The sequence below is a fragment of the Serratia sp. FGI94 genome (genome assembly GCF_000330865.1).
GTDB lineage: Bacteria > Pseudomonadota > Gammaproteobacteria > Enterobacterales > Enterobacteriaceae > Serratia_B > Serratia_B rubidaea.
This window is the reverse complement of record NC_020064.1, coordinates 3,627,178-3,649,210: the sequence shown is the minus strand read 5'-3', so window position 1 is coordinate 3,649,210 and position 22,033 is coordinate 3,627,178. Positions and strand designations below refer to the sequence as shown.

Sequence of the window (22,033 nt, the reverse complement as noted above, 5' to 3'; positions counted from 1 at the left end):
TATCCGTATGGTCGCCCAGGGCGGCCGATGACGCAGGGCGTGTTAATCGGCCGCGGTGAACATTATTTACCGAACAGTTTATGGTCCAGCGAGTAGCGTCCGGCGCCGGTGACCGCCAGCAGCAACAATCCGCCGATAATGCTGACGTTTTTAAAGAAGTTAATCTCGTTGCCCATCATTTCCGCCCCCGTCATCTGCCAGAACGGATGGCCGATAAAGGCGGTGCCCAGCACGTACAGGGCGAACAGCAGCGCGATAGGGCGGGTAAAGATCCCGACGATCAGCGCGATGCCAAACAGGAACTCCACTACCACGGCGATAATGGCCGCCAGATAGGGCATCGGGGTGCCGTAACCTTCCATGGAGGTGACGGTTGCGCCGAAGTTGGTCAGTTTCATCCAGCCGAAAATGATAAACAGGATCATCAACAATATTCTGGCCAGCAGAATAACGCCGTCTTTTGAACTTTCACCCATTGCTAACTCCTTAGCCTTTGATAAACGTATGTTGTGTTGCTGCTTAAAGCGTAGACCATGTATCGCGGAATTCGAGGCATGGCGCGGGCTGAAGGTTGGCAGAGGGGGGGATATGGCGCACGGGCCTTTCGGGGGAGGCGGCCTCCCCGAAAACGGCAGTGTTGAAAGAAGGTAAGGTGGGAAAAGAAAGGGTTAACGCGCTTTCTGAGCGGCCAGAATGAAAATCATCGGGCGCTCTTGTTCTTCATCCAGCGCCGGGTTGTCACGGATTTGCTGCGCGGACGGCCCCCACTCATTCAGGTAATTGATGGTGAAACCTTGCTGCACCAGCATATTCAGGTAGCTGCCCAGCATGCGATGCTGCTTGATCACGCCCTCCGCCAACCAGTTGGAAATGCGCTGCCCTTCATGCTGATAACCGTTGACCGGCCAGGATTTTTGCCCGTCTTCGGCCACCAGCCAGCCCTGCTGCCGCGGCGCGGTGTAGATGGGATGCTCCGCGGTGAAAATAAACCGGCCGCCGGGCCGCAGCGCCTGAAAAACGCGGCTGAACAACGCCGGTAGATCAACGATGTAGTGCAGCGTCAGCGAGCTGTAAACCAGATCGGCGTGCGCCGTCGGCAGTTGAACCGTTTCCAGATCCTGCTGCTGATAGCGGATAGCGGCGTCGTCAGTCATGGATTGCGCTTTCTCAAGCATCTTGTGTGACAGATCGATACCCAGCACCTCATCGGCCCCTTGCTCGCGGGCATAGCGGCAGAACCAGCCGTAGCCGCAGCCCAGATCGATGACGTTTTTTCCCAGCAGCGCCGGCAGGATCTCGCGAATGCTGGCCCATTCCGGCGCGCCGTTGAGGCCGTGCTGCGAGCGGCTGAGCTGCGCGTAACCGTCAAAGAAGCGCTGATTGTCGTAGATATTTTGTGACATGGAGACTCCAATTGTCAGGTTTAACACTGATTTATTTGATGTATAAATCGTCTGCCATAGTAAGGAGACATAAGACTTTTTTCCAGTGTGGTTAATCACGGGACGATTGCCATGTCCGGCTGAAATTTATATAACAGCCGTTGCGCTAATATTGGATTTCACCTTACAGACAGGATGGTTTATGCCGTTGTTTTACCGTCGTTTTTATCGAGTTTTTCTGGTATTGCTGCTGGGCCTGTGTGCGACGGCGCCCGCAGCCGCCAGGCCGGATTTGGATCGCCGGATTGGCGTTACGGTGGCGGACAGCGGGACGCCTGACTATGCCTTCAGCGACTTTCGTCTGGCGTCGGCGGATGGTGAACGCCATTACCGCATTCGCATCGCCAAGCCCAAACAGGCCGTGCCGGCCTCCGGCTATCCGGCAATCTATTTCCTGGATGGTAACGCCGTTTTGATGCAGCTGAACGCCGGACTGCTGAAGCGGCTGGCGCAGGCGGAGCATCCGCCGCTGCTGGTGATGCTGTCGTACGATAACGATCTGCGTATCGATGCGGCGGGGCGCGCCTATGATTATACGCCGGCGCTGCCCGCCGGGCTGCGCGGCCACCCGGAGCAGATGCGCCACTGGCGCAGCGGCGGCGCCGATGCGTTTGCGACCTTGCTTGAGCAACGCATCAAGCCGCAGGTGGCGGCGCGCGTCGCTGTGGATCCGCAGCGGCAAACGCTGTGGGGGCACTCATACGGCGCGCTGTTTGTGCTGCATACGCTGTTCCAGCGCCCACAGTCGTTCCAGCACTACATTGCCGTAGAGCCTTCGCTGTGGTGGGGAAAGGGGGAGATTCTTCAGGAGGCGCAGGAATTTATGCGCCGGCCGCCGGCGTTGCACGCCCGTCTGCAGCTGTGGGTGGGGCAGCAGGATCTGCAGACGCAGCCACACCCGGATGCGCGCTCATCGCAGTCGGCCGATGCTGCGCGTCAGCTGGCGCAGCGCCTGAATGCGCTGTCGGGCCTGCAGGCTGATTATCGTCAGTGGCCGGGGCAAAGTCATGGCGCGATGCTCAATACCGCCATCCTTCCGGCGCTGGAGGCGGTGGCAACCGGTCGATAACCGATAAGAGGGCAATAAAAAGCCCGCAGGCTGAGCTGCGGGCTTTTTTACTAGCGGTCAGAAGACCGGGTGGAGCGTTAGGCGATGGTCAGGTCGGCCGGTGCGGCGCTGGCTACGCCGTTAACGCTGACATCGGTGTAATGCAGGCTGTTAACCAGAGACTGGTGGTTCTGGTTAGTCAGGTAGATCACGCTGTCGGAATTATCGAGCGTACCGTTGTCGTTGTTATCGATGATGACATAGCTGGCGTCTTTGCCGCCGTCGAATGCCACCGAGGCGATACCGACTTTGGAGGTCAGCGAGTTGCTGTTGCCCAGACCCAGAATGCCGCCCAGCAGTCCGACGACGCCGTTGGTCAGGCCGCCAACCAGAGAGCCCAGCAGGCCGTCCATCACGTCAGCGGAGCGCAGACCGTAATCCGCCACCGAGCTGCCGGCCGCGCCGGAGAGGTGTACGCCGGAGGTGGTGTCAACGATGCTGTCTTTAGTGCTGTTGAAGTCGGTAATGGTGATACCGGCTTTGGTGGTGCTGCTCTTCAGCTCATAGGTGTTGTGGCCAGCGCCGCCGGTTACGGTGGTGTTGGCGGCTACGCTGAAGGTGTCGTCAGCGCCGGTGCCGGTCACTTTCATCTGGTAACCGTTCAGGCCCAGCGTGTTCAGCAGCGGGGTCAGCAGCGCGGTGGTGACGGAGCTCAGCGGCAGAATGTTCAGCAGCTGCACCAGGATGCCGTCGCCGGTACCGCCGTGCGCGGAATCCAGGTTGATGCCGCCGGTGTTGCTGGAGGCGTCAATGGTGCGCACGTTGCTGTAACCGCTGCCCAGCGTCAGATCCAGGTTGTGGTCGCCGGTCACTTTCAGGGTTTGTACCTGAGAGTTGGTGCCCACCAGATCCAGGATGTTGCTGAAGTCGCCCTTACCGCCGGAGGCGATATTGACGTTGGTCAGCGAGGTGCCGCCCAGCGCGCTGCTGCTGCTCGACAGGCTCAGGGAGCCGGCATCGATGTCTTTGCTGCTGGTGGCGTTGAAGTTGATGTCGAATTTGTTGGTGGCGTTTTGACGCAGACCGATGCTCAGGTTGCTGTCAGCGCCGGCGTTGCCGGTAACGCTCAGCGCAGCGGCAGTGCCGCCGCTGGCGTTGATCACTTTGACGTTGTCTGCTTTGCCGGACAGTTCAAAACCTTGCGAGCCCAGGTTGGTGGCTTTTGCCCCCTGGGTGACGCTGCCGCCGCTGGTGCCTTCCACGGTGGCGGTGCCGTTCAGCAGGCCAAAGTCAAAGGTGTGATCGCCGGTTGCTACCGCTTTGCCGTTCAGCGTACCGCCTGATTTACCGACGTAGCCCGCCAGATCGATTTTTTCGAAATTGCTGAACTTGTCGGCGTTGCTGGTGATGGTGCTGCTGCGGATGCCCAGCACGTTGCTGGTGGTGGCAACGGATTTGGTGATGAAGTTGGCGGAAATGGTGTCCGTGCCGTCGCCGCCGTTGGCGCTGATTTTGCTGGATACGCTGTTGGCGCCGCTGGTGGCGTTGCCGGCCCAGATCAGTGAGTCATTGCCTTTACCCAGGTTAAAGGTGCCGGAACCATTGGCGATATTGGCGCTGGCGGATACGTTGACGGTATCGTTGCCGGAGCCGCCGTTCAGAATGACATTGGCGTTGTTCAGCGCGATGTTGACGCCGCTGTTGGCGCCGTTATCGGACAGGTTGACCGTTGCTGCGGCGCTGCCGCTGATGGTCAGTGCGCTCAGATTGTCGGCGAATTTCAGGTTCACGCTGCCGGCTTTATCCGCGTTGAGCTGTACCTGTTTCAGGATTGCGGTTTCCGCATTGGTCAGCTGGTGGCTGCTGCCGGTGTTGACCGTGCCGGTCGCGTTGCCGCCGCCTTCGCTGACGCTCAGGCTGGCTGCGGTTTTATACAGCAGGTTTTCACCGATGCGCGCTTCGAAGGCGTGCTGTTGAGTGATGGTGGTATCGTTGGTTGAGGTGGAGTCGCGCAGGTCGCTGATGATGGATTCAATGATGGTCTGCTTATTCGGCAGCGAGGTGTAAGCTGCCAGTTGCCCGGCGGTTGCCGCCACGCCGTGTACGATGGTGTACACGTGCTGGGCTAATTCGGTGCCGTCGAGCTGGCCAACGGTACGTTGGAACTCAGGGTAGTCCAGCAGCGTTTTGGTCAGGTAGTTGATGCTGGTGCCTTTGGCCAGCGCTTTACTCCAGGCTTCCAGCGACAGTGAGAATACGCCGCGGTCGGCAATGCCCAGCGCCAGCGAAACGGCGTCTTCCTGGTGACTCAGAGATGGCATGGTGGAGGCATCGCGATACAGCAGTTTATCAATGCTGTTTTCGAAAGTTGCCTGTTTGGCCAGGGTGGCGCTATCAAAACCGTCATAAGTCAGCAGGTTATCAACCAGCGTGGCCAGCGCCTGAGCGGTAGAGCCGGTTCCCAGCAGTTGGGTGACCTGAGCGGCTGATGGCGTTTCACCATAAGCACGGGCATACACCTGCGAGATGATCTGTTCGCTACTTTGGCCTGCGTACAGCTGTTGTCCTTTCGCTGAGTTCAGGAAGTCTGAGGCTAACGCGGCGACCGTTTTTGCTCCGCTTTCCAACTGGTTGGCGTAGTAGTTAAACGCGTCGTTGGTCGTGGTGGCAGTCCCCAGAATCGAATAGTAAATAGACGCAGCTTGTTGCTGTGATGGTAATACGGAAGCCATAAGGGCATCACCTCATATCAGTTCAAATGGATACGAATTGTTGTGACATTTGCAACTTTTCGACGTATCTCTCCCCCTGAGATATTGCATGTCCCCAGAACACAAAAGAATCAGCAGGGCGAGTAATAAGCGACAATTGACGCATTGAGGGCATCATTGGCACCCTGTAAAAGAAAGTTCAACGAATGCAAGCTGTCAACGTTGGTTTCAGAATAAGAGAAATTTTCTCTTGTAATCGTCGCTGACAATAGAAGAGGGAAATTTTGTTTTGGTGAAAAAATAACGGGAATAATTAAGAAAAACGCCAGAGCAGAAAAACAACTGGTAAGATGAGTTACTTGTGTGACGTTTCTATTGCGAAAATACTTCATTACTGAGTAAATCTCTTATTTTTTATTATGCATTTATTGTTATGTTATTGTTTTTATTGTGTTTGTTTTGCGTCGGTTAGCGCGATGGATATGGTGTGAATAATATTTATGCGAAGGGGTTGAAACTGATGAGGTTGATGTCTTAAACATCCCTCTCTCAGGTGTGGTTATTGGCGGTTTTGACGTGGGAAGGATATTTTTTCTCTGGGTTTTTAGCGCATGATATATCACCGCGCTATATTCCTGCTTCATCTATATGGATATTTAAATAATTGTTTTTATTTTTTTGATTCTTATAAAAAACAATGTGAGATTAATCCTAATGTGATATTTGCTGCGCGTATGCATTTTGGTGAAAAATAAGACTGCAAATGCGTCTTGTTATCATCAATATCGAGGAGGGATCTGAACGGCGCTAAAAAAGAAAAAACCCGCAAAGGATCTTTGCGGGTTGGTGCTACTTGCCTTGGACGAGCGGGCTTCTCTTGCAGCGTGCCTTAGGCAATGGCCAGATCGGCCGCTGGTGCATTAGCGATGCCGTTAACGCTTACTTCCGTGTAATGCAGGCTATCGAGCAGCGACTGGTGGTCCTGATTGGTCAGGTAGATCACGCTGTCAGAGCTGTCGAGCGTGCCGTTGTCGTTGTTATCGATAATGATATAGCTGGCGTCTTTACCGCCGTCGAATGCCACCGAAGCAACGCCGACCTTCGAGGTCAGTGAGTTGCTGCTGCCCAGACCCAGGATACCGCCCAGCAGACCGACCACGCCGTTGGTCAGGCCGCCAATCAGGGATCCCAGCAGGCCGTCCATGATATCGGCAGAGCGGATGCCATAGTCCGCCACCGAACTGCCGGCCGCGCCGGAGAGGGTGACGCCGGAGGCGCTGTCGATGATGCTGTCTTTGGCGCTGTTGAAGTCGGTGATGGTCACCCCGGCCTGGCTGGTGCTGCCTTTCAGCTCATAGGTATTGCTGCCGGCGCCGCCGGTAACCGTCGTGTTGGCGGCAATGTTGAAGGTGTCGTCGGCAGCGGTGCCGGTCACTTTCAACTGATAGCCGTTCAGGCCCAGCGTGTTCAGCAGCGGGGTCAGCAAACCGGTGGTGATGGCGCTCAGCGGCAGGATGTTCAGCAACTGCACCAGAATACCGTCGCCGGTGCCGCCGTGCGCAGAGTCTAAATCAATACCGGCGGTGTTGCTGGAGGCATCGATAGTCCGCACGTTGCTGTAACCGCTGCCCAGCGTCAGATCCAGTTGATGATCGCCGGAAACGTTCAGCGTCTGCACCTGGGAGTTGGTGCCGATCAGCTTCAGAATATTGCTGAAGTCGCCCTGACCGCCCGAAGCGATATTCACCGTACCGAGCGCGGTGCCGCCAAGGGTGCTGCTACTGCTGATCAGGCTCAGGGAGCCGGCATCGATATTCTGCGTGCCGACGGCATCAAAGCTGATATCGAACTTGTTGGTGGCGTTTTGGCGGAAAGCGATTTCCAGGTTGCTGTCGGCGCCGGCGTTGCCGGTAACGCTCAGGGCTGCGGCCGTACCGCCGGCGGCGTTGATCACTTTGACGTTATCCGCCTTGCCGGACAGGGCGAAACCTTGTGAGCCGAGGTTGGTGCCCTGAGCCGCCTGAGTGATGGTGCCGCCGTTGGTGCCTTCTACGGTAGCGGTGCCGTTCAGAATACCGAAGTCAAAGGTATTCGAACCGGTGGTGACCGCCTGACCGTTCAGCGTGCCGGTAGATTTACCGATATAGCCCGCCAGATCGATCTTTTCAAAGTTGCTGAAGTTGTTGGCGTTGCTGGTAACGGTGCTGCTGCGGATCCCCAGCACGTTGCTGGTAGTGGCAACGGATTTGGTGATGAAGTTGGCGGACAGCGTATCCGTGCCGTCACCGCCGTTGGCAGTGAAGTTACTGGACACGCTGTTGGCGCCGGTGGTGGCGTTGCCGGCCCAGGTCAGCGCATCGTTGCCTTTGCCCAGGTTAAAGGTGCCGGTGCCGCTGGCCACGTTAGCGCTGGAAGAGAGATTAATGGTCTCATTGCCAGAGCCGGCGTTCAGCGTGATATTGGCATTGTGGACGGCGATGGCGGTGTCGCCGCGAGCGCCGTTGTCAGACAGGTTCACTGTGGCTGCCGCGCTGCCGTTGATGGTCAGATCGCTGAGTTTATCGGCAAACGTCAGATCTACCGTGCCGGCCGCGTCGGCTTCCAGCTGTACGGTTTTCAGTACGGCGGTTTCGGCATTGCTCAGCTGGTGGCTGGTCTGCGTATTCACCGTGCCGGTTGCGTTGCCGCCGCCATCGGTGACGCTCAGTTTGGCTGCGGTTTTATACAGCAGATTTTCCCCGATCAGCGCTTCAAACGCGTGTTGCTGGGTCAGGCTGGCATCGTCTGTGGCGGTAGAGGTACGCAGGTCGTTGATAATAGCTTCAATAATACTTTGCTTGTCTGCCAGGGCGCCGTAGGTGGCCAGCTGTTCCGCCGTAGGGGCGATGCCGTGCAGCGTGGTGAACACCTGGGTGATCAGTTCGCTGCCTTCCAACTGACCGACGGTACGTTGGAATTCAGGGTAATTCAGCAGCGTTTTGGTCAGATAGTTAATGCTGGTGCCGTTATCCAGCGCTTTGCTCCAGGCTTCCAGAGACAGGGAGTAAATACCACGGTCGGCAATGCTCAAGGCCAGAGAGACGGCTTGTTCCCTGAGTTCCAGCGAGGCCAGGTTATCGGCGTCGCGGTACAGCAGATGGTTTACGCCGCTTTCAAAGTCTTGCTGTTTCGCCAGCGTGGAATCATCAAAACCCTGATAATTCAGCAGGCCGTCAACCAGGCTTGCCAGCGCCTGTTCTACCGAGCCGCCAAGCAGCAACTGTGTGACCTGTTCCGCCGTTGGCGTTTCACCGTACACGCGCGCATATACCTGTGAGACGATTTGCTCATTGGTTTGGCCTGCGTACAGCTGTTGTCCTGCGGCTGAGTTGATAAACTCGGCGGCCAGGCTTTCTACGGTTTTAGCGCCGCTTTCCAACTGGATGGCATAGCTATTGAAGGCATCATGCGCCAGCGTATTTGACCCCAGGATTGAGTAGTAAATGGAAGCAGCTTGTTGCTGTGATGGTAAAGAAGCCATAAGGATGTTACCTCATAAGTTCAAAAGGATACGAAATATCTTGTGACACTTTTAACTTCGGGCGCGTAGCTTCCCCAGAGAGGCAGGAGACTCTCAGAGAATAATGGCAATGGGGAGCAACGGGTGATTGCGGCACCGTGGTAACTGCGCCGTTTTCACCTGTATAAAAGAAAGTTCAACTAATAAAAACTGTCAATGTTTACATTAAGAAATATTTTGTTAACACCATTTTTTGAAGGGGGAGGACTGGTTTTTACTATTTTAAAGTCCATGGTTTGCAGGTTTTTATTGTGGGTTTGATTTGTTATTCAGGCTGATAGTTTTATGTTTTCGTGCTTCTCTATGTTTGTTTTTTATTTTAATGCGTTGATTTTTAATGTTTTTTCTGTGTTTTTGTGTGGTTGGTGTTGTTTGTTTCTTCTAGTTATTATTTAATTTTTAATGATTTGCTGTTTTTTACCATAAAATACTCTCGTCTCATTTTGTTTACGTTTCCTGTACTTCTTTCATTTACAAATTGGTGTTTTTGATAAAATAAGTTAACCCCGCGGTGGTTTTTATCTTTATTTTATGGGGTATATATCATCGTAAAATAAATTAGCATGCCTTCTTTAAATGGGAAAATAATCCATTGCTTTATGAGTAATTACAGAAAATCAATATCAGATTAGTCTTATTTTAATGATGTAGGGTGTCGACTAGCGCTGTGGAGGTGGTTGGTTTACAAAGAGTTGCGTGGATATGCGCTAGACGGGAAAAAGGGGAGGTAAGATGCAAGAGTTGATGATTACAGGGGAGGAGTTAGGGAAGGTGCCGGTGAGGAAGCGGACACTGTAAGATAGGGGGGCTTCCGTGATGGGCTGGTACTGTGGGATGGGGCCTACATACGCCCTCGGTGCCGCTGATAGTGATTTTCACGCTGTATGGCGGTTATTGCTGCGTATACCATCGCCGTTGCGGCGCTAAACAGCCGGACCCCGAGACTTGAGAAAGTGCGGGCTTTATGCCATTACAAAGCATTTGCCTGCATATCTGCAGCCTCTTTTCCTGTTTATGCTGCCGAAGCGACTGTGTATGGTGTGGGGGCTGAAGGCAATGTCGAGCGGTGAAGAAAACGGGAAGGGAAAGGGGGCTTCGGTTGGGCCGATTGAGACGACGTGGTGGCTTTGGCGTATATCGAGGTTCCGGATTTTTTGGGAAGGGGAAATCATTGTGACTTGCGTCAACAGAAATTGACGGCGGATAGAAAAGCTGGGTGGCATTGGGTAGTATTTGCTCAAAATGGACGAGTATAGGGAGATCATATGGCCATTAAGCAATTTTCTTTCTGGTAAATCGCTGATTTGCGGGTTGAAGGGGTTGGTATGATGCATGGAGGATACTCTATCATGCTGACTATCAAGGATATGAATACAAGCGATGGTAGGAGGAATGTTCATATATCTGCAACCGGAAGAACCAATGCAGCTAAAGTTGCAGGGAGCGGGAAAGTTCTTTTCTGGTGCAATGTTTTGAATAGTATAGATAATAAAAAATATACACTGAATAGAAAACCAAATGAAATGTGGGTTGTGGGAATGGATGATGTTTATATAGGTGATGTAAGTTTCTTTATCCCGAAGGATACATATTTCACGCCATCAATACATATGGAGTGCGGTTATATTTATGCTGATTATACAGGACAGGTTGTTCCTATGCCGCGCAGCATGAGTCGAGAAATAAAATTAACAAAGTTTCACCTGTGAGGTTTCAATGAGGATTAAAACTTCTTTGGTTGCTTTTCTGATGATTCTAATCCCAATAGCTGCTGTAGCCGCTAACGGAATAGAATATCAAGATAAAGCGACAGAGGACGCGGCTAACCTGGTAACTAAGTATACGCTTTCTGGTGACGAGGAAAGGGGGAAGTATCTAAAACAGTTGGAGAAAATGACTGCTAAGCACCCAGGGAATAACAATGTCAGGAACATGTATGCAAACATATTAATTGCTGAGAGAAATTACCCCATGGGATTAGAGCAATTAAAAATAATAAATAAAGATAATCCCAAGCCCGGTTCAAAACTGACAGAGTGTATGCTGATGGAAAAAACGGGTGAAAGTGCTGGTGGCTGCTATCAGGGCGTCGTGTCGCTATTCGAAGAGAGCCATACAGAAGATGACAACTATATTATAGCCCTTTACTTGTCTGGCAACCCTAAATTTGAAGCTGAGAAAAATAAGCTGATGGATTCAGGAAGACTAACGGAAGAGGAGAAAAATATATTGTCATTGAGCAGGGATGAGTTGATAGGCTCCGTGCTGCCTTGAGGCTGGTGCTTAGCTTACAGTTTTTATGTCTCGGCTTTTTTGACATGCTGCGGTAGAGTCTGTGGGGATGAAAAGGTTTTGTAAGCTTTGCTAAGACGACGGCAGCTGCACGGTGATTAAGTGAGTAGGGGGTACCTTGGTCGAACTTATTCACATCATTAAATTTGATGCGGAACTTTACAATGACGAACGCTGAAAGCGGCTATCCATCCCTTTCTTTGCTTATCGATTTTTTGCGTGACTTTACCCGGGATCGCCGTACGCCAATCACTGCGCAGACATATCTTGAAGAAGATCTTGGCATTACCGGCGATGATGGTGCGGAGCTTTTAGAGGAGGTTGCACTGAGGTTTGGTGTGGTCTTGCATACGGACGAGGACGGTTATCAGACCACGTTCGGTTTGGGAGATAACGAGTATCTTTTTCATTCAGAAGGGTTTGACCCACTTTGTATCGGTAGGTTGATAGGTTGGCTGCGTAATAAACCCCGTCCTGTTATTCGCGATCTGTCAGTGGGGGAGTTGCACCGTGCCTTGGTTGCGGCACAGAGGAAAAAACGAGGGAATATCAGCGTGGAGTCGTAAAGTATCACATACTGTTGATGTTATATCTATAATAGTGGTTTTTTATAGGAGATAGCCGATGAGGCACGTTGCTTACCATCTCTTAGGTTTTTATTCTATTTCAGAATGAATTCGGCGATTACCCAAAATATTAGAGAGACATAAAACAGCCGCTCCGCTGATATGGTTATGAGGATGAGTCTTCGTACCCATGCGAGAGTAGTTTCACCCTGTGATGTCAGGAATTGATAAGGCTTGGCATCTAAATATTCTTTATGCCCAATAAGTATTTTTTTTCCTGTTAGTAATTTCTTATAGAACGTAACTATCGTTGGGACACCGATAAAACCAAGTTCTTTGAATAGCGATATTCTTGCCGGTACTCTTAGGCCTTGCTTGGCATAGTCAGCGAGCAAGGTGTAGTATTTGGGGCGTATCATCGCATAGTAAATGGCGCTGCATAGGAAGAGCAGCAAGCTTAATATTAATGTTACAGCGCCTAACAGCATCATGGTTTGATACATAAGTGAAGATACCTATTCAATAATAACATTGCCAATTGCGCCACCGAAACCCTTGCCCATTTTTTCGCCAATATAACCGCCTGCAATGCCTCCGGCTAGGGCTCCAGTGCCTAAACAGACAGCAAGTCCTACCCCACCGGTAGCTAAACCAGCCCCGATACATAATGATTCTGCCGCTGCAGCACCTAATTGTCCACCACTCCTGGCACCGAAGGTTGACGCACCAAATCCCATGTAATTTACAAGCATAGCTTTCTTACATTCATTCTCACGCCCGTTCATACAGGCGAGGACTACATCATTGGTTGTCATCATTAATCCTAAAACAAAGGTAATGTAACCACCTGACTTGAATATCTTTGCAGCTTTGGTAGACGCTTCAAGACGTTCAGCATACCCTTTTATGGCAGCCAGCTGCCCCTGCGGTTGTCCATTGATGAACAATAGAGCGAGTTGAAAGGCCTAGTGCACGAGACAGCTTTAGATAAGGTTGCATCTTGATTGTTGTAGGGACTATTTTGTTTAATACTGGACGACTGATGAGAGCTTTCAATTCAGAAAATAGTATTGTGCGTTGAGTGAAAAACTGCTGACTTCCTATCTTCCCTGTGCTTTTGAATTCGTCTTGATAAAGTTTCTCTATCTTCTTGAGAGTTGTATTTATTTGTTCAAAGTATCTGGTTCCATACTCTGTGGTATACTCGATACCCTTTGATGAGAGAGCTAGAATCTTATCGATGCGGTCATGATTTTCGGCTAAGAACAATGCAGTATCGCCATCTATAAACCTCATCGAATCATTAACTTTGTTTTTAGCTCTTCGCAAGTGCTGAAGTTGTATCGTTTGATTTGAATTCTCAGGACTGGCAATAATCATCATTTGACCGGGTACAACGTAAGGAGTATCCGTATTCAATTTAATGAATAAACGTGCTGCATCGGTATCTCTACGACGGAATAGGCTTTTGGCTTGATCTACAATGGTGCCTGGGAAGGTGGCGATACAGTAACCGGGGTCAGTAGTGGTGGGCATTTTTCTTCCTTGATAGTTTGATTTGTTAGCAATAGAACTAGCTACATTGCTCGTAAACGACTCCTGATATTACAATGTATTAAATGAACAAAAATGCATCAACATCTGCGATATGTATACCGATAATTTTGTGATTTATGACACAAAAAAGCCCGCGAGCTGAGCTTGCGGGCTTTTTCGTCATTATCACCGGGTCTATCTGGTATCACCGGTGACCTATTTGGGCTGGGGGAGTCTGAATTGGTTGTGTAACTTGTTGTTTAATAGCTTGTAATCTTCAATTCAATCTTCAATTTGGTCCCATCGTTGGTCCTAAAAGAAAATGTCAGGTTTTTTATAGGGGAGGGGAGGTTAAAGCAGGAGTCTCTTCATCTGTGAGATTAGCATTTTGCTTTCCTTTAGTCTGCTCTGTATTTAAGCATTTATTTCACGTTAGTTTTTAGCAAGCCAGTAGAGCGCCTTGCTCGCAAAATATCCACTACGGAAATATACGGGGTTTGTTCTTGCCACGAAAATCCCTTTCGGTCGATACGGACAAGCCCGTATTTTTCGACAAGAAAGTTCACCGCATCGCTGAGCGATACTCCAGCATCAATATGCTCTCGTATGGCGGTTTCATTACTGAACGGAGTGTCATTCAGCGTCAGGCCATAGTGCTGCGATAACAGATGAGTCAGCAGCCGTTGCCAGGTTTCAACGGGTGACTGGCAGGGCTGAGTCGCCCGTGTCGGGTGTGATGATATGGTTTGCATGATGTTTGCTCTGTGAGTTTAAGAAGATAAGCGGGGATTTACTGCGGCTCAGTTTGCTCAGGATAGATAGCAATGTAGACATAACCACAGGAGCCTAGTGTATCGGCTTCGCAGGTGAGCCCATTGTGGTAAAGCGTGACGCAGTGCGGGTGGCGAGGGTTAAGCTCTCCACTGGTCAGCATCAGCTCAAGTTGCTTCATCATTAACGGAAATGCCTGGTCAAGGCGCATTGAAAAATCGACGGCAAATGCCCCGCTAAATCCTGCGCGGTCAGAGAGAAAATGCAGTCGGTTGCCCTCCTGTACCAGACGGGCACCAAAACAGGGGGGTAACAGCACGTTTAAGTCCCCACAACTGGCATGCGGGATTCTCCGGCTTGGTACCGGATTCGGAGTGATTGTTCATTATTGTTCCTGATAAAAGGGAAGGATTAATTGAGAGTGACGCTACGAAGAATCACATAGGGACCATTGCGGTCCTGACGACGTTCAGCAAACACGGCCAGAACACCACGTATGTCCTGAACTTCCCGGCCAGCATAATGGCAGATACTGCCAGACCATTTATATTTGCCGGTGCAGAAGCGAAACAGCCGGGAGTCTGAATGGTGTCGGTACAAAGCCATCGCCTGGCGTTTACTGATGATTTTCATATCCACCCTCGCTCCGCGAACGACACAATGCCATCTGAACCGACGACCAGATGATCAAGCGTGTTCACATCAACCAGTGCCAGGGCTTCTTTAAGCCTACCGGTAATGTTGCGATCGCATTGGCTGGGCTCCGGGTCGCCGGATGGATGGTTATGCGCCAGTACGACAGCTGCAGCATTGAAACGAAGCGCCGACTTCACCACCTCACGGGAATGAACCTGCACATGGTTTACCGAACCGGCAAACAGCGTTTCACTCTCCAGTAAACGATGCTGATTATCGAGATAGAGCACCATAAACACTTCCCGCTCCTGTCTGGCCAGTTGTAACCGGAGCCAGTCACGGGCTGCAGTACTTGAGGTAAAGGCTATACCGGGCTGACGCAGATATTTATCCAGCAGGTTGATTGCGCGGCGAATGGTCCGCTGGGCGTATGGTGTCAGTCCGGAAGTCGTAGGGAGTAAACAGCCATGCTGAGCCATGACCGACACCGGCAAGAGTTCAGGCTGCGATAACAGTGGGGATATTGCGGTACTCATGTTCGGCTTTCCTCAGTCAATGAGATGCATAATGGCGGTGCACTCTGGATGGCTCAGCGCGAAGTCTCGTAAGCGATAATAATGCTCAGTCATCGCATCGCATTCGGTACGGCACGCGTGATGGCTGTATGCCATCAGGCAAGCGACTATCCCCGCAGCTTCGTCAGTAAGTTCCGCACCGTTGCCGTTCATACTGTTGAACAATGTCCACTTCTCATCGTGCTCTGCCTCAGGAACCATAAAAGCGCCACCGTTACTGAGCGTCGAGAAGTTCCAGATACCACCGTGATAATCGGTACATAGTCGATCCATCCAGGCAAAGATTTGGGGCTCAAGGGTTATCCACTGTGGGATGGAGCCAAAGTGCTTCGGCCAGAAGCCTATACGTAAGTCGTCAGGGACCACTGAGGCCGCAATAGCTGTCTGCTCAGCGAGCTGAATGTTTTGTGTGTTCATTAAACTTTCTCCTTATGCCGGAACGGTTGTTTAACGCCCGAAAAACTCGAGCATGTTTTCTGCCATAACCCACAGGGCGCGGTTGAGCTTCATATCGCCATCAATACCGGTAACAGCCCGGGTGCGGCTGCTTTTCCCCTGTGCGGTTCGCCCTGACAGACCACCTTTCATCAGGTTCTCCTGCACGCGCTGATAAACGGTCCACAGGTCATCGCTGTAGTCCTCCCGACGACGCGGGGTCAGCAACTGCGATACCGTGACCGGCTGGTGGTCCTCACCAAAGCGATACTTCAGTGCGGCATTCGCCATTGCGTGTTGGGCTGGTGTAGGCAGCACCAGTGACTGCATTGCATCGCGTTTCTCATCCACCCGGTCAAAGACCCCGAGCACTTCGTAAGCCCCTTCAATTACCTTCTCGACGACATTACCTTTATGCGGTACCCGCACTTCCCCGAATGACTGGCCACAGACCAAACCATTAGTACAGACGCCACGAAACAGTCCCGGTAGCATCTGGTAGCTCGACGAACCGTCATGGCTGTTGAGAAGAATGATTTCCGGCACCTGATGCCCGGTAAGTTGTCCGGCTCGACGCAGACGCAACATATGCTTGGTGTGCTCCCGCTTGCTCTGGTCGCGAACCTTCGTCTGGCAGGCAAAGAACGGCTCAAAGCCTTCCCGCTGCAGGCTTTCGAGGATGTTGATGGTCGGGATGTAGGTGTAACGGTCTGAACGAGATTCATGCTTGTCACTCCCGAAAACGCTTGGGACATGACTCATCAGCTCTTCGTGGGTCAGAGGTCGGTCTCGGCGTATCTGGTTTATACGGCCAAAGCGGCTGGCTAATCTCATGGGTATCTCCTTTGAATGGGCATAAAAAACCACTCCGAAGAGTGGTTCTGGATTGAGGGAAAGTATTCAGTGCTGGGGCGGGGTTTGTTCCTGCTGTCCTGCTGCTTTATCGTCAGGTAACGCAGGCGAATTGTCGCTGTAGGCCCGAAGACGCTGTATTCGCCTCAGAATCATGGGCTTGCCGTACTGGAGGTATCGAAGACACCATTCGCACGTAGCGATCCTCTGGATGGGCAGCGGTAAGTGCCGGTAGACTTTGCTGCATACTGATAACACAAAGACATCATCATTGAGTGTGTCCTCTGCAACGGCGCAGAGTCCGTTGATAGCAGCGCGTTGCAGCCAGCCTCGATATTTCTTCAGCGATTGAGTTTTAGGCGCAGATAAAGACCGCTTTCCTGACAACGAATTTTTCAGGCAAGGGTGGCGAGTTTTTTTATAAGGCGTATCAGGCTGAGTGTGGTCAGCGTGGCCCCGAGCGTCTGGCATACAACCGATTTGCTTCGCAGCAGCGTGAGTCCGGTGACACTGAAAACAACGGGCCAGGTCAGATCCAGCGGTTGCTCTTCTGGCACGGTATCGTCCGGCGATTTTGCGTTTTTCATTGGTAAGTCCATAAGATGTCCGGCATCGCAGGAAGCGTATACCGGACAGGGTGAGTGATTAGGGAAGATCTGCGGAGGCTATTTCCTGAGAAGCGTTAGTGGGGCCACTGTAAACGCCGACGTATTCATTTTGGGTAAAGATGATGACTGCATTGGTCTTTGGATCAAACGTGCACCCATTGAGTCCTGCAATTACAGCGCTTTTCCCTGAGCTTGTGTTTTTCACAATGAGCTTGCTGTCGGCGCAGTTACTGGATTTAACAAAATTCACCACATAACCGTCCTGCTCTGCGACGGTTTCCGCAGGCGTTGGTTTTGGCTCAGGATAACGTTCTTTCTGCCCACCTACGCGCTCGCGGCTGTAAGGAACATATTGCACCGAGTCATTACGCAAGGTTGGCGGGTCGTTGTTCATGCTCAGGTAAACAGGGCAATCAGCAGCGCCCACGACACAGCTATTACTGAAAATAGTGCGAGACGGCCAGCCTTTAGTGCCAATGTAGGCCGCACCGGTTTCATCCAGGCAGTAGGTTTCCTCCCATGCATAATTTTTATTCTGGCCCGGCATGGTGCGGGGGGTGATGAGGCAAGTCAGGGCTTTTACAGGCTTTCCGTCGTAGCGGATAAAGTTCTGTTCAAGCGGTGAGGCGGCATACAGCAAGGGAGATATATTTGCCGCCGCAGCCATATTTTGCGCCTCAGCGTTGAAACCGGCTTTATTGTTGAGTTTGACGCTGACTGCCTCATTGTTCATATCACGCAGCATTTCACCGCCGTTTTCCGTCAGAAAGAAGGTGTACCGCTCAGGGTGAATATGCCCCTGGATAGTGATGGCAAAGCTAAGTGCCGGGAACAAAAGGATCGGGAGTAAAACCAGGCGTGAGAGTAATGTCGACATAAAGACATCCTTATTCATTATTGTTAACGATACGGGTGAATTTGTAGTTGGAGAGGGGATTAATGGCTAATGCAGTCTTCCCAGGTCAGGTCCTGCAACGCGTCATGCAGCCCAACTGCTTTAAAGGGGTGAGATGACGGCTCGTTCATCTGGGTGACTTCAATTTGACCATCATCATTTGTATTTTTAAGCGCCATAAAGGCCGCCTCGCCAGGCTGGTAATGCACTGCGTTGATATTCAGTCCCACCGTTTTTTGTCCGTCGTCGGGCGTTTCCGCATGAGCTTTATCTGGTGCGCTGTAACCCACGACCAGCTGCTTGTCTCGGCAGGTCAGAGTCAGGCGTTCACCTGCGCTGTTGTCGGTGTTAAGTTCAAACTCCATCACATTGATAGTGCCAAACCAGCTACCCCAATGTTGCTCCCGGCCCATGGCGTCCGAAGCGGTGCTGAACAGCGTGGCACTCAAGAACAGTGCAGAGGTTATCTTCAACATAAAAAAATCCTTACTGAGTGTTTTATAAGATAAAAATGGCCTTTGAGCTTTGTCTGAGGCTATCCAATCGTATGCATTTGGCAGGGGATGGGATAATCGTTAATACAGATCGGTTTGCTGAAATTGATCGCCATTATCTATCGTTAAAGCGATCAATAAGCATAAATTGATAGTTTTGATCTATCACAATTTGAGTATCGATCGGTGTCGCAGATCAACAAGATACAGCCCGGAAATAGAGAGCAGTCCCGGTTCGTTTGAGTGATATAGGTATGAAATTTTTTGCGATATGTTTTTATCGAGACATTATTAATTAATCGCTTTGATGCAGGCTGTAATTAGTGTATTCAGATGATTTAACTTCGGACCAAATATGGACTATATTATGTAAGTTAATTGAAGTTTTTAGATGCTTTCTTCTTCTATTGTAAATTTAACATGCAGAAGAATATCTGTGGTTGATTGGTATTAAAATAATAAAGAAGTACTGTATTTAGTATTATAACAATCTATATCACACTTCCATGGCAATGATACTAAATATAAATAATTTTAATGAATTACATATCCAGTCCATCGTAATGAGATGATTAACATCAGGAGCTAATCGTGAAAACATTCATCAGTCCTTTTGGACTAAGCAATCAGCATCATATGGATCGTATTCGTGAAACACTTGATAAGTCTTTACATGAATACCCAAGGACGTTTGTGTTAAATATCATACTAAGATTGCCTGATGAGAATTATGAACATTACAAGGCAGACCCTAAATTGATAACCCGATTTATTGAATCTTTAAAATCTCAGATTGAGCATACGCAGAAACGTAAAGCCGCAGAGGGTAAACGTATTCGCTCCTGTAATGTTCGTTATGCCTGGTCGAGAGAGTTTGGTGAAGAAAAGGGCAAGAAGCATTACCATGTGGCATTGATGCTGAATAACGATGTGTACTGTAATGCGGGTACCTATTATCCCATACAAGGTCTGTATATCCATAATCTGGCATTAATGATTATGGAAGCCTGGGTGAGAACGCTGTGTCTCAATGTCACGCCTGACTATCAAAAGTATTACCCATTGGTACATTTTGTTAAGGAAGGAGATTTCAGGCTGGATAAGAAGGGTAAAAACTTTGAGTACTATTACAGTCAACTGGATCGCAGTTTGTCCTACTTAACGAAGCTCGCCACGAAAGACAGTTCTGATGGCATGCGTAATTTTGGTTGCAGTCAGTCCTGATTATTTCTGGCATGGATAGGCTGTGATTTGAAAGAGGCTGTAGCGACGTTGTAGCGATTTTATTCGTTGCAAAATGTTAGCATGCGCACGCTGCAATCTGTTGTAGCAGGCCTGTAGCGATTTAAATGTCCTAGCCAGTGATGGGTGATAATTAAGCAATTTGGTGTGTTTTCACTGCGGATATCTTTCAAAATGCCGCTACAACTCGCTACTGTAGCGATTGTAGCGGAGCTAAAACTGACCACCGGAAACTTTTTCAAAAGAAAAAGGCTCGTTGATACTAGAGGATCACGAGCCCTTGAATACGAGTTATTGATAACAATTACGCATCATTGCGAAACAATGAGAATCAGCGTCAGCAGTACGATTGAGAACTGCTAGCTAATCTGGTCAGTATCTTGTTGTGGAGGTAAATAGTGATGTACATTATGTTCTGCAATAGGGGCATAGTGCCCATTGGGCATACGCCAGGTAATATATACCGCCGAATGCGGCGGAGATTTGTGGATGTAGATAAATTCACCGGTGTTCATAATGTAATTCAAAAGTGGCTCCAGCTTATCACTTCGGCGAAACTTGTTCGGGCCATATTTAATAACGTCATTCTTTTTGAACGGCAAACCATTGTTGGATGCGAATTTATGACGGATCCATTGGGTGAGTTCCTGTACGTCTTGCAGGAATTTGTAGTGTGGAGTGAACTGATAAAACCACTCTGCAGTATGACTAAGATACCATTCCATGATAGCCGCTGCTCGATGAAGAGAATCCAGAGAAATAGTCTCATCATCCTGATTAACGAAGTAGTGAAGCGATGCAGCGATGCGCAAAGTATTCCCACTCGCTTTCATTACCATCGGCTTAATGAATGACCATGACGAGTCAGCCATTGTTCTTGAAATCCACTCATCGTGTTTACCTTCCCAATATGCAACCGCGTCAGGTGAGAGTTTGAGTGTTTTCTTCTTTATTTCAGCGGACCAAATAAGTTCTTTTTGTTTTGCCAGCAATGCAGTAATCCGGTTATGAAAAGCGCGTAAAGCCTCCTCATCACGGGAAAATGTATCCTGGCGGTAACGATAGCTCATGCCTCCGGAAGGATACTGATTGTTGGATGGAATGCAGGCAAACAGGAAGCGAGATAAGAAACCACTGTCTAATGCTTCAGTACCATGTTTTTTCATATAACTGAGAAAAAGAGATGGCTGCAACATGAGCGATACCGTCAGTGTTGGTTTGAAACTACAGGGCTCGCGATTGCTGCGCTTATAATCATAAACCCCTCCATCCCATGCCTCGTTACAGAATGCCTGCTGAGCGATATTGCAATGCTCGAAAAAGCGACTTCCTTCTTCAGACCGTACAAAAGCGCTCGGATATACGCTCAATCCATCAAGCAGAGCCGCAAGCGAGGTATCGTTGTATACAAGGATTGGCATAATCGGTTGAACGGGTTTGCGAGCGATATGTTGCTGTAACCTCGCCTGGATTTCCTCAGGATTGTCATCCTTTTTGATTGCGGTGCGGAGTTTGCTTTCCAGAGCCTGCAATTCTGGTTTCCAGACGGCAAAATCACGTCCATAGGTGGCCAGTCTTTCCTGGTATTCCTGCGCCAGTTCAGCCTTCAATGCATCATAGGGTTTCATAACCAGTTTGCTGAGGGTCGTTTTTCCTGAACCCGATTCACCAAGTGTCATAAAGTAAAGTGCTGTCGGCTCTGATGAGCCGTGATTGTTATTGAAAACCTCAATCAGTGACTGGCAACTGTTTGAGATGGCAGCTAATACCGTGCTGGCTGCTAACACGGCTGAATACTTACTGCCATCCTGAAGATAGCGAATAACATCTTGTAAGGCTTGCGGGAAGGCAGTGATTGGAAAGGACGATTCCTCTGACTGGCTTACCAGCTGCGAGAGAGTCGTAATTGGGTTGTACGTCATATTGCTTATCCTGAGTTTATGTCGTGGAACACCACTGATGCCCTCACCCCGCAGGATTAGGGCATACAGTTGAGGTGGATTATGGGGGCGTCGGTGAAAACACCTCGCCTTGTGAAACGAGAGGTGGGGTCTATGCAGCTCTGCGCTGGAGAACCCATTCATCCAGCTCGGACTCGAGCCAGCCGACAGATTGCTTACCGAGAGGGTAAGGCTTCGGGAACGCCGGATCGTGGCGTGGGGAATTGGTATTAAGCCAGTCGTAGATGGTCGATCTGGCAATGCCGAGTTTGTTCACGACTGCGGGAATACGCAGTATTTTTACATTAGATGCGGACATAGTAGGTTGCTCCTTTCTGGATTCGTCGGGACTGGAGCAAATCTAATGGTCGAACTTTTGTGAGGGTACGTCGCTACTTGCCGGGATTCGTGCTATTTCAGCTTTGTGGGAA

22 protein-coding genes and 1 pseudogene are annotated in these 22,033 nt (G+C 50.3%); 5 read left to right on the top strand and 18 right to left on the bottom strand.

Annotation, left to right across the window (positions count from 1 at the left end):
• Window positions 1-62: 62 nt before the first annotated feature.
• Entirely contained in the window at window positions 63-476 is a 414-nt protein-coding gene (locus D781_RS16640; RefSeq protein WP_015673497.1) for a DoxX family protein, read from the bottom strand.
• Between the two features lie 192 nt (window positions 477-668).
• Window positions 669-1,403 carry a class I SAM-dependent methyltransferase gene (locus tag D781_RS16635; protein ID WP_015673496.1) on the bottom strand — a complete coding sequence of 245 codons (735 nt, stop codon included), beginning with the start codon at window positions 1,401-1,403 and terminating at the stop codon, window positions 669-671.
• A 181-nt stretch (window positions 1,404-1,584) separates the two neighbouring features.
• Here D781_RS16635 and D781_RS16630 point away from each other — a divergent pair, with 181 nt between their 5' ends.
• Window positions 1,585-2,511 (top strand): alpha/beta hydrolase-fold protein, encoded by a 927-nt coding sequence (locus tag D781_RS16630; protein ID WP_015673495.1) that lies wholly within the window; start codon window positions 1,585-1,587, stop codon window positions 2,509-2,511.
• 77 nt (window positions 2,512-2,588) lie between these two features.
• Here D781_RS16630 and D781_RS16625 read toward each other — a convergent pair whose 3' ends face one another.
• Window positions 2,589-5,222, bottom strand: coding sequence for a hypothetical protein (locus tag D781_RS16625; protein WP_015673494.1), 2,634 nt, complete (start codon window positions 5,220-5,222; stop codon window positions 2,589-2,591).
• An 868-nt stretch (window positions 5,223-6,090) separates the two neighbouring features.
• Window positions 6,091-8,721, bottom strand: a complete 2,631-nt coding sequence (locus D781_RS16620) for a hypothetical protein (protein WP_015673493.1) — start codon at window positions 8,719-8,721, stop codon at window positions 6,091-6,093.
• 1,388 nt (window positions 8,722-10,109) lie between these two features.
• Here D781_RS16620 and D781_RS23730 point away from each other — a divergent pair.
• The 3 genes from D781_RS23730 (at window position 10,110) to D781_RS16610 (ending at window position 11,618) form a co-directional block, all read left to right on the top strand.
• Window positions 10,110-10,469, top strand: coding sequence for a hypothetical protein (locus tag D781_RS23730; protein ID WP_124014456.1), 360 nt, complete (start codon window positions 10,110-10,112; stop codon window positions 10,467-10,469).
• Window positions 10,470-10,476: 7 nt separating this feature from the next.
• Window positions 10,477-11,034, top strand: a complete 558-nt coding sequence (locus D781_RS16615; RefSeq protein ID WP_015673492.1) for a hypothetical protein — start codon at window positions 10,477-10,479, stop codon at window positions 11,032-11,034.
• Between the two features lie 182 nt (window positions 11,035-11,216).
• Entirely contained in the window at window positions 11,217-11,618 is a 402-nt protein-coding gene (locus tag D781_RS16610; protein WP_015673491.1) for a hypothetical protein, read from the top strand.
• Window positions 11,619-11,713: 95 nt separating this feature from the next.
• Here the strand turns inward: D781_RS16610 and D781_RS16605 are convergent, their stop codons facing one another.
• The 12 genes and pseudogenes from D781_RS16605 to D781_RS16560 all read right to left on the bottom strand — a co-directional run bounded on the left by D781_RS16605 (window position 11,714) and on the right by D781_RS16560 (window position 18,402).
• The gene (locus D781_RS16605; RefSeq protein ID WP_041411858.1) at window positions 11,714-12,121 is read right to left on the bottom strand and encodes a hypothetical protein; all 408 of its coding nucleotides are present in this window, start codon (window positions 12,119-12,121) and stop codon (window positions 11,714-11,716) included.
• A 12-nt stretch (window positions 12,122-12,133) separates the two neighbouring features.
• A complete protein-coding gene (locus D781_RS23725; protein WP_158497487.1) occupies window positions 12,134-12,436 on the bottom strand; it encodes a hypothetical protein in 303 nt (100 codons plus the stop codon).
• A 73-nt stretch (window positions 12,437-12,509) separates the two neighbouring features.
• On the bottom strand, window positions 12,510-13,154 hold the full coding sequence (locus tag D781_RS23265; RefSeq protein ID WP_051032600.1) for a hypothetical protein: 645 nt from the start codon (window positions 13,152-13,154) through the stop codon (window positions 12,510-12,512).
• A gap of 422 nt (window positions 13,155-13,576) precedes the next feature.
• Entirely contained in the window at window positions 13,577-13,906 is a 330-nt protein-coding gene (locus D781_RS22980; RefSeq protein WP_015673490.1) for a TA system toxin CbtA family protein, read from the bottom strand.
• A 38-nt stretch (window positions 13,907-13,944) separates the two neighbouring features.
• Window positions 13,945-14,311 (bottom strand): annotated as a pseudogene (locus D781_RS16595) (type IV toxin-antitoxin system YeeU family antitoxin).
• Window positions 14,312-14,336: 25 nt separating this feature from the next.
• Window positions 14,337-14,558 (bottom strand): DUF987 family protein, encoded by a 222-nt coding sequence (locus D781_RS22975; RefSeq protein WP_015673489.1) that lies wholly within the window; start codon window positions 14,556-14,558, stop codon window positions 14,337-14,339.
• Window positions 14,555-15,097 carry a DNA repair protein RadC gene (gene radC / locus D781_RS16585; RefSeq protein ID WP_015673488.1) on the bottom strand — a complete coding sequence of 181 codons (543 nt, stop codon included), beginning with the start codon at window positions 15,095-15,097 and terminating at the stop codon, window positions 14,555-14,557. The genes D781_RS22975 and radC overlap by 4 nt, the downstream gene beginning before the upstream one ends.
• Window positions 15,098-15,109: 12 nt before the next feature.
• Window positions 15,110-15,553, bottom strand: coding sequence for an antirestriction protein (locus D781_RS16580; RefSeq protein WP_015673487.1), 444 nt, complete (start codon window positions 15,551-15,553; stop codon window positions 15,110-15,112).
• Between the two features lie 30 nt (window positions 15,554-15,583).
• Window positions 15,584-16,405, bottom strand: a complete 822-nt coding sequence (locus D781_RS16575; protein ID WP_015673486.1) for a DUF932 domain-containing protein — start codon at window positions 16,403-16,405, stop codon at window positions 15,584-15,586.
• A gap of 413 nt (window positions 16,406-16,818) precedes the next feature.
• On the bottom strand, window positions 16,819-17,010 hold the full coding sequence (locus tag D781_RS16570; RefSeq protein WP_041412185.1) for a hypothetical protein: 192 nt from the start codon (window positions 17,008-17,010) through the stop codon (window positions 16,819-16,821).
• Between the two features lie 58 nt (window positions 17,011-17,068).
• Window positions 17,069-17,908: a hypothetical protein gene (locus D781_RS16565; RefSeq protein ID WP_015673484.1), complete on the bottom strand. Its 840-nt coding sequence runs from the start codon at window positions 17,906-17,908 to the stop codon at window positions 17,069-17,071.
• A gap of 59 nt (window positions 17,909-17,967) precedes the next feature.
• Complete coding sequence (locus tag D781_RS16560; RefSeq protein WP_015673483.1) at window positions 17,968-18,402, bottom strand: hypothetical protein; 435 nt, start codon at window positions 18,400-18,402, stop codon at window positions 17,968-17,970.
• A 609-nt stretch (window positions 18,403-19,011) separates the two neighbouring features.
• On the opposite strand from D781_RS16560, the gene D781_RS16555 reads away from it, so the two are divergent.
• A complete protein-coding gene (locus tag D781_RS16555) occupies window positions 19,012-19,644 on the top strand; it encodes an inovirus Gp2 family protein (protein ID WP_015673482.1) in 633 nt (210 codons plus the stop codon).
• 377 nt (window positions 19,645-20,021) lie between these two features.
• On the opposite strand, the gene D781_RS16550 is transcribed toward D781_RS16555, so the two are convergent.
• Together D781_RS16550 and D781_RS16545 are read right to left on the bottom strand one after the other, a co-directional pair.
• Window positions 20,022-21,584: a YfjI family protein gene (locus D781_RS16550; RefSeq protein WP_015673481.1), complete on the bottom strand. Its 1,563-nt coding sequence runs from the start codon at window positions 21,582-21,584 to the stop codon at window positions 20,022-20,024.
• Window positions 21,585-21,714: 130 nt separating this feature from the next.
• Complete coding sequence (locus D781_RS16545; protein WP_015673480.1) at window positions 21,715-21,921, bottom strand: AlpA family phage regulatory protein; 207 nt, start codon at window positions 21,919-21,921, stop codon at window positions 21,715-21,717.
• Window positions 21,922-22,033: the final 112 nt, after the last annotated feature.

Coding starts and splice junctions, on each gene's coding strand:
- D781_RS16640 (WP_015673497.1), bottom strand. CDS start 476: ATGGGTGAAAGTTCAAAAGACGGCGTTATTCTGCTGGCCAGAATATTG.
- D781_RS16635 (WP_015673496.1), bottom strand. CDS start 1,403: ATGTCACAAAATATCTACGACAATCAGCGCTTCTTTGACGGTTACGCG.
- D781_RS16630 (WP_015673495.1), top strand. CDS start 1,585: ATGCCGTTGTTTTACCGTCGTTTTTATCGAGTTTTTCTGGTATTGCTG.
- D781_RS16625 (WP_015673494.1), bottom strand. CDS start 5,222: ATGGCTTCCGTATTACCATCACAGCAACAAGCTGCGTCTATTTACTAT.
- D781_RS16620 (WP_015673493.1), bottom strand. CDS start 8,721: ATGGCTTCTTTACCATCACAGCAACAAGCTGCTTCCATTTACTACTCA.
- D781_RS23730 (WP_124014456.1), top strand. CDS start 10,110: ATGCTGACTATCAAGGATATGAATACAAGCGATGGTAGGAGGAATGTT.
- D781_RS16615 (WP_015673492.1), top strand. CDS start 10,477: ATGAGGATTAAAACTTCTTTGGTTGCTTTTCTGATGATTCTAATCCCA.
- D781_RS16610 (WP_015673491.1), top strand. CDS start 11,217: ATGACGAACGCTGAAAGCGGCTATCCATCCCTTTCTTTGCTTATCGAT.
- D781_RS16605 (WP_041411858.1), bottom strand. CDS start 12,121: ATGTATCAAACCATGATGCTGTTAGGCGCTGTAACATTAATATTAAGC.
- D781_RS23725 (WP_158497487.1), bottom strand. CDS start 12,436: ATGATGACAACCAATGATGTAGTCCTCGCCTGTATGAACGGGCGTGAG.
- D781_RS23265 (WP_051032600.1), bottom strand. CDS start 13,154: ATGCCCACCACTACTGACCCCGGTTACTGTATCGCCACCTTCCCAGGC.
- D781_RS22980 (WP_015673490.1), bottom strand. CDS start 13,906: ATGCAAACCATATCATCACACCCGACACGGGCGACTCAGCCCTGCCAG.
- D781_RS22975 (WP_015673489.1), bottom strand. CDS start 14,558: ATGAAAATCATCAGTAAACGCCAGGCGATGGCTTTGTACCGACACCAT.
- radC (WP_015673488.1), bottom strand. CDS start 15,097: ATGAGTACCGCAATATCCCCACTGTTATCGCAGCCTGAACTCTTGCCG.
- D781_RS16580 (WP_015673487.1), bottom strand. CDS start 15,553: ATGAACACACAAAACATTCAGCTCGCTGAGCAGACAGCTATTGCGGCC.
- D781_RS16575 (WP_015673486.1), bottom strand. CDS start 16,405: ATGAGATTAGCCAGCCGCTTTGGCCGTATAAACCAGATACGCCGAGAC.
- D781_RS16570 (WP_041412185.1), bottom strand. CDS start 17,010: ATGAAAAACGCAAAATCGCCGGACGATACCGTGCCAGAAGAGCAACCG.
- D781_RS16565 (WP_015673484.1), bottom strand. CDS start 17,908: ATGTCGACATTACTCTCACGCCTGGTTTTACTCCCGATCCTTTTGTTC.
- D781_RS16560 (WP_015673483.1), bottom strand. CDS start 18,402: ATGTTGAAGATAACCTCTGCACTGTTCTTGAGTGCCACGCTGTTCAGC.
- D781_RS16550 (WP_015673481.1), bottom strand. CDS start 21,584: ATGACGTACAACCCAATTACGACTCTCTCGCAGCTGGTAAGCCAGTCA.
- D781_RS16545 (WP_015673480.1), bottom strand. CDS start 21,921: ATGTCCGCATCTAATGTAAAAATACTGCGTATTCCCGCAGTCGTGAAC.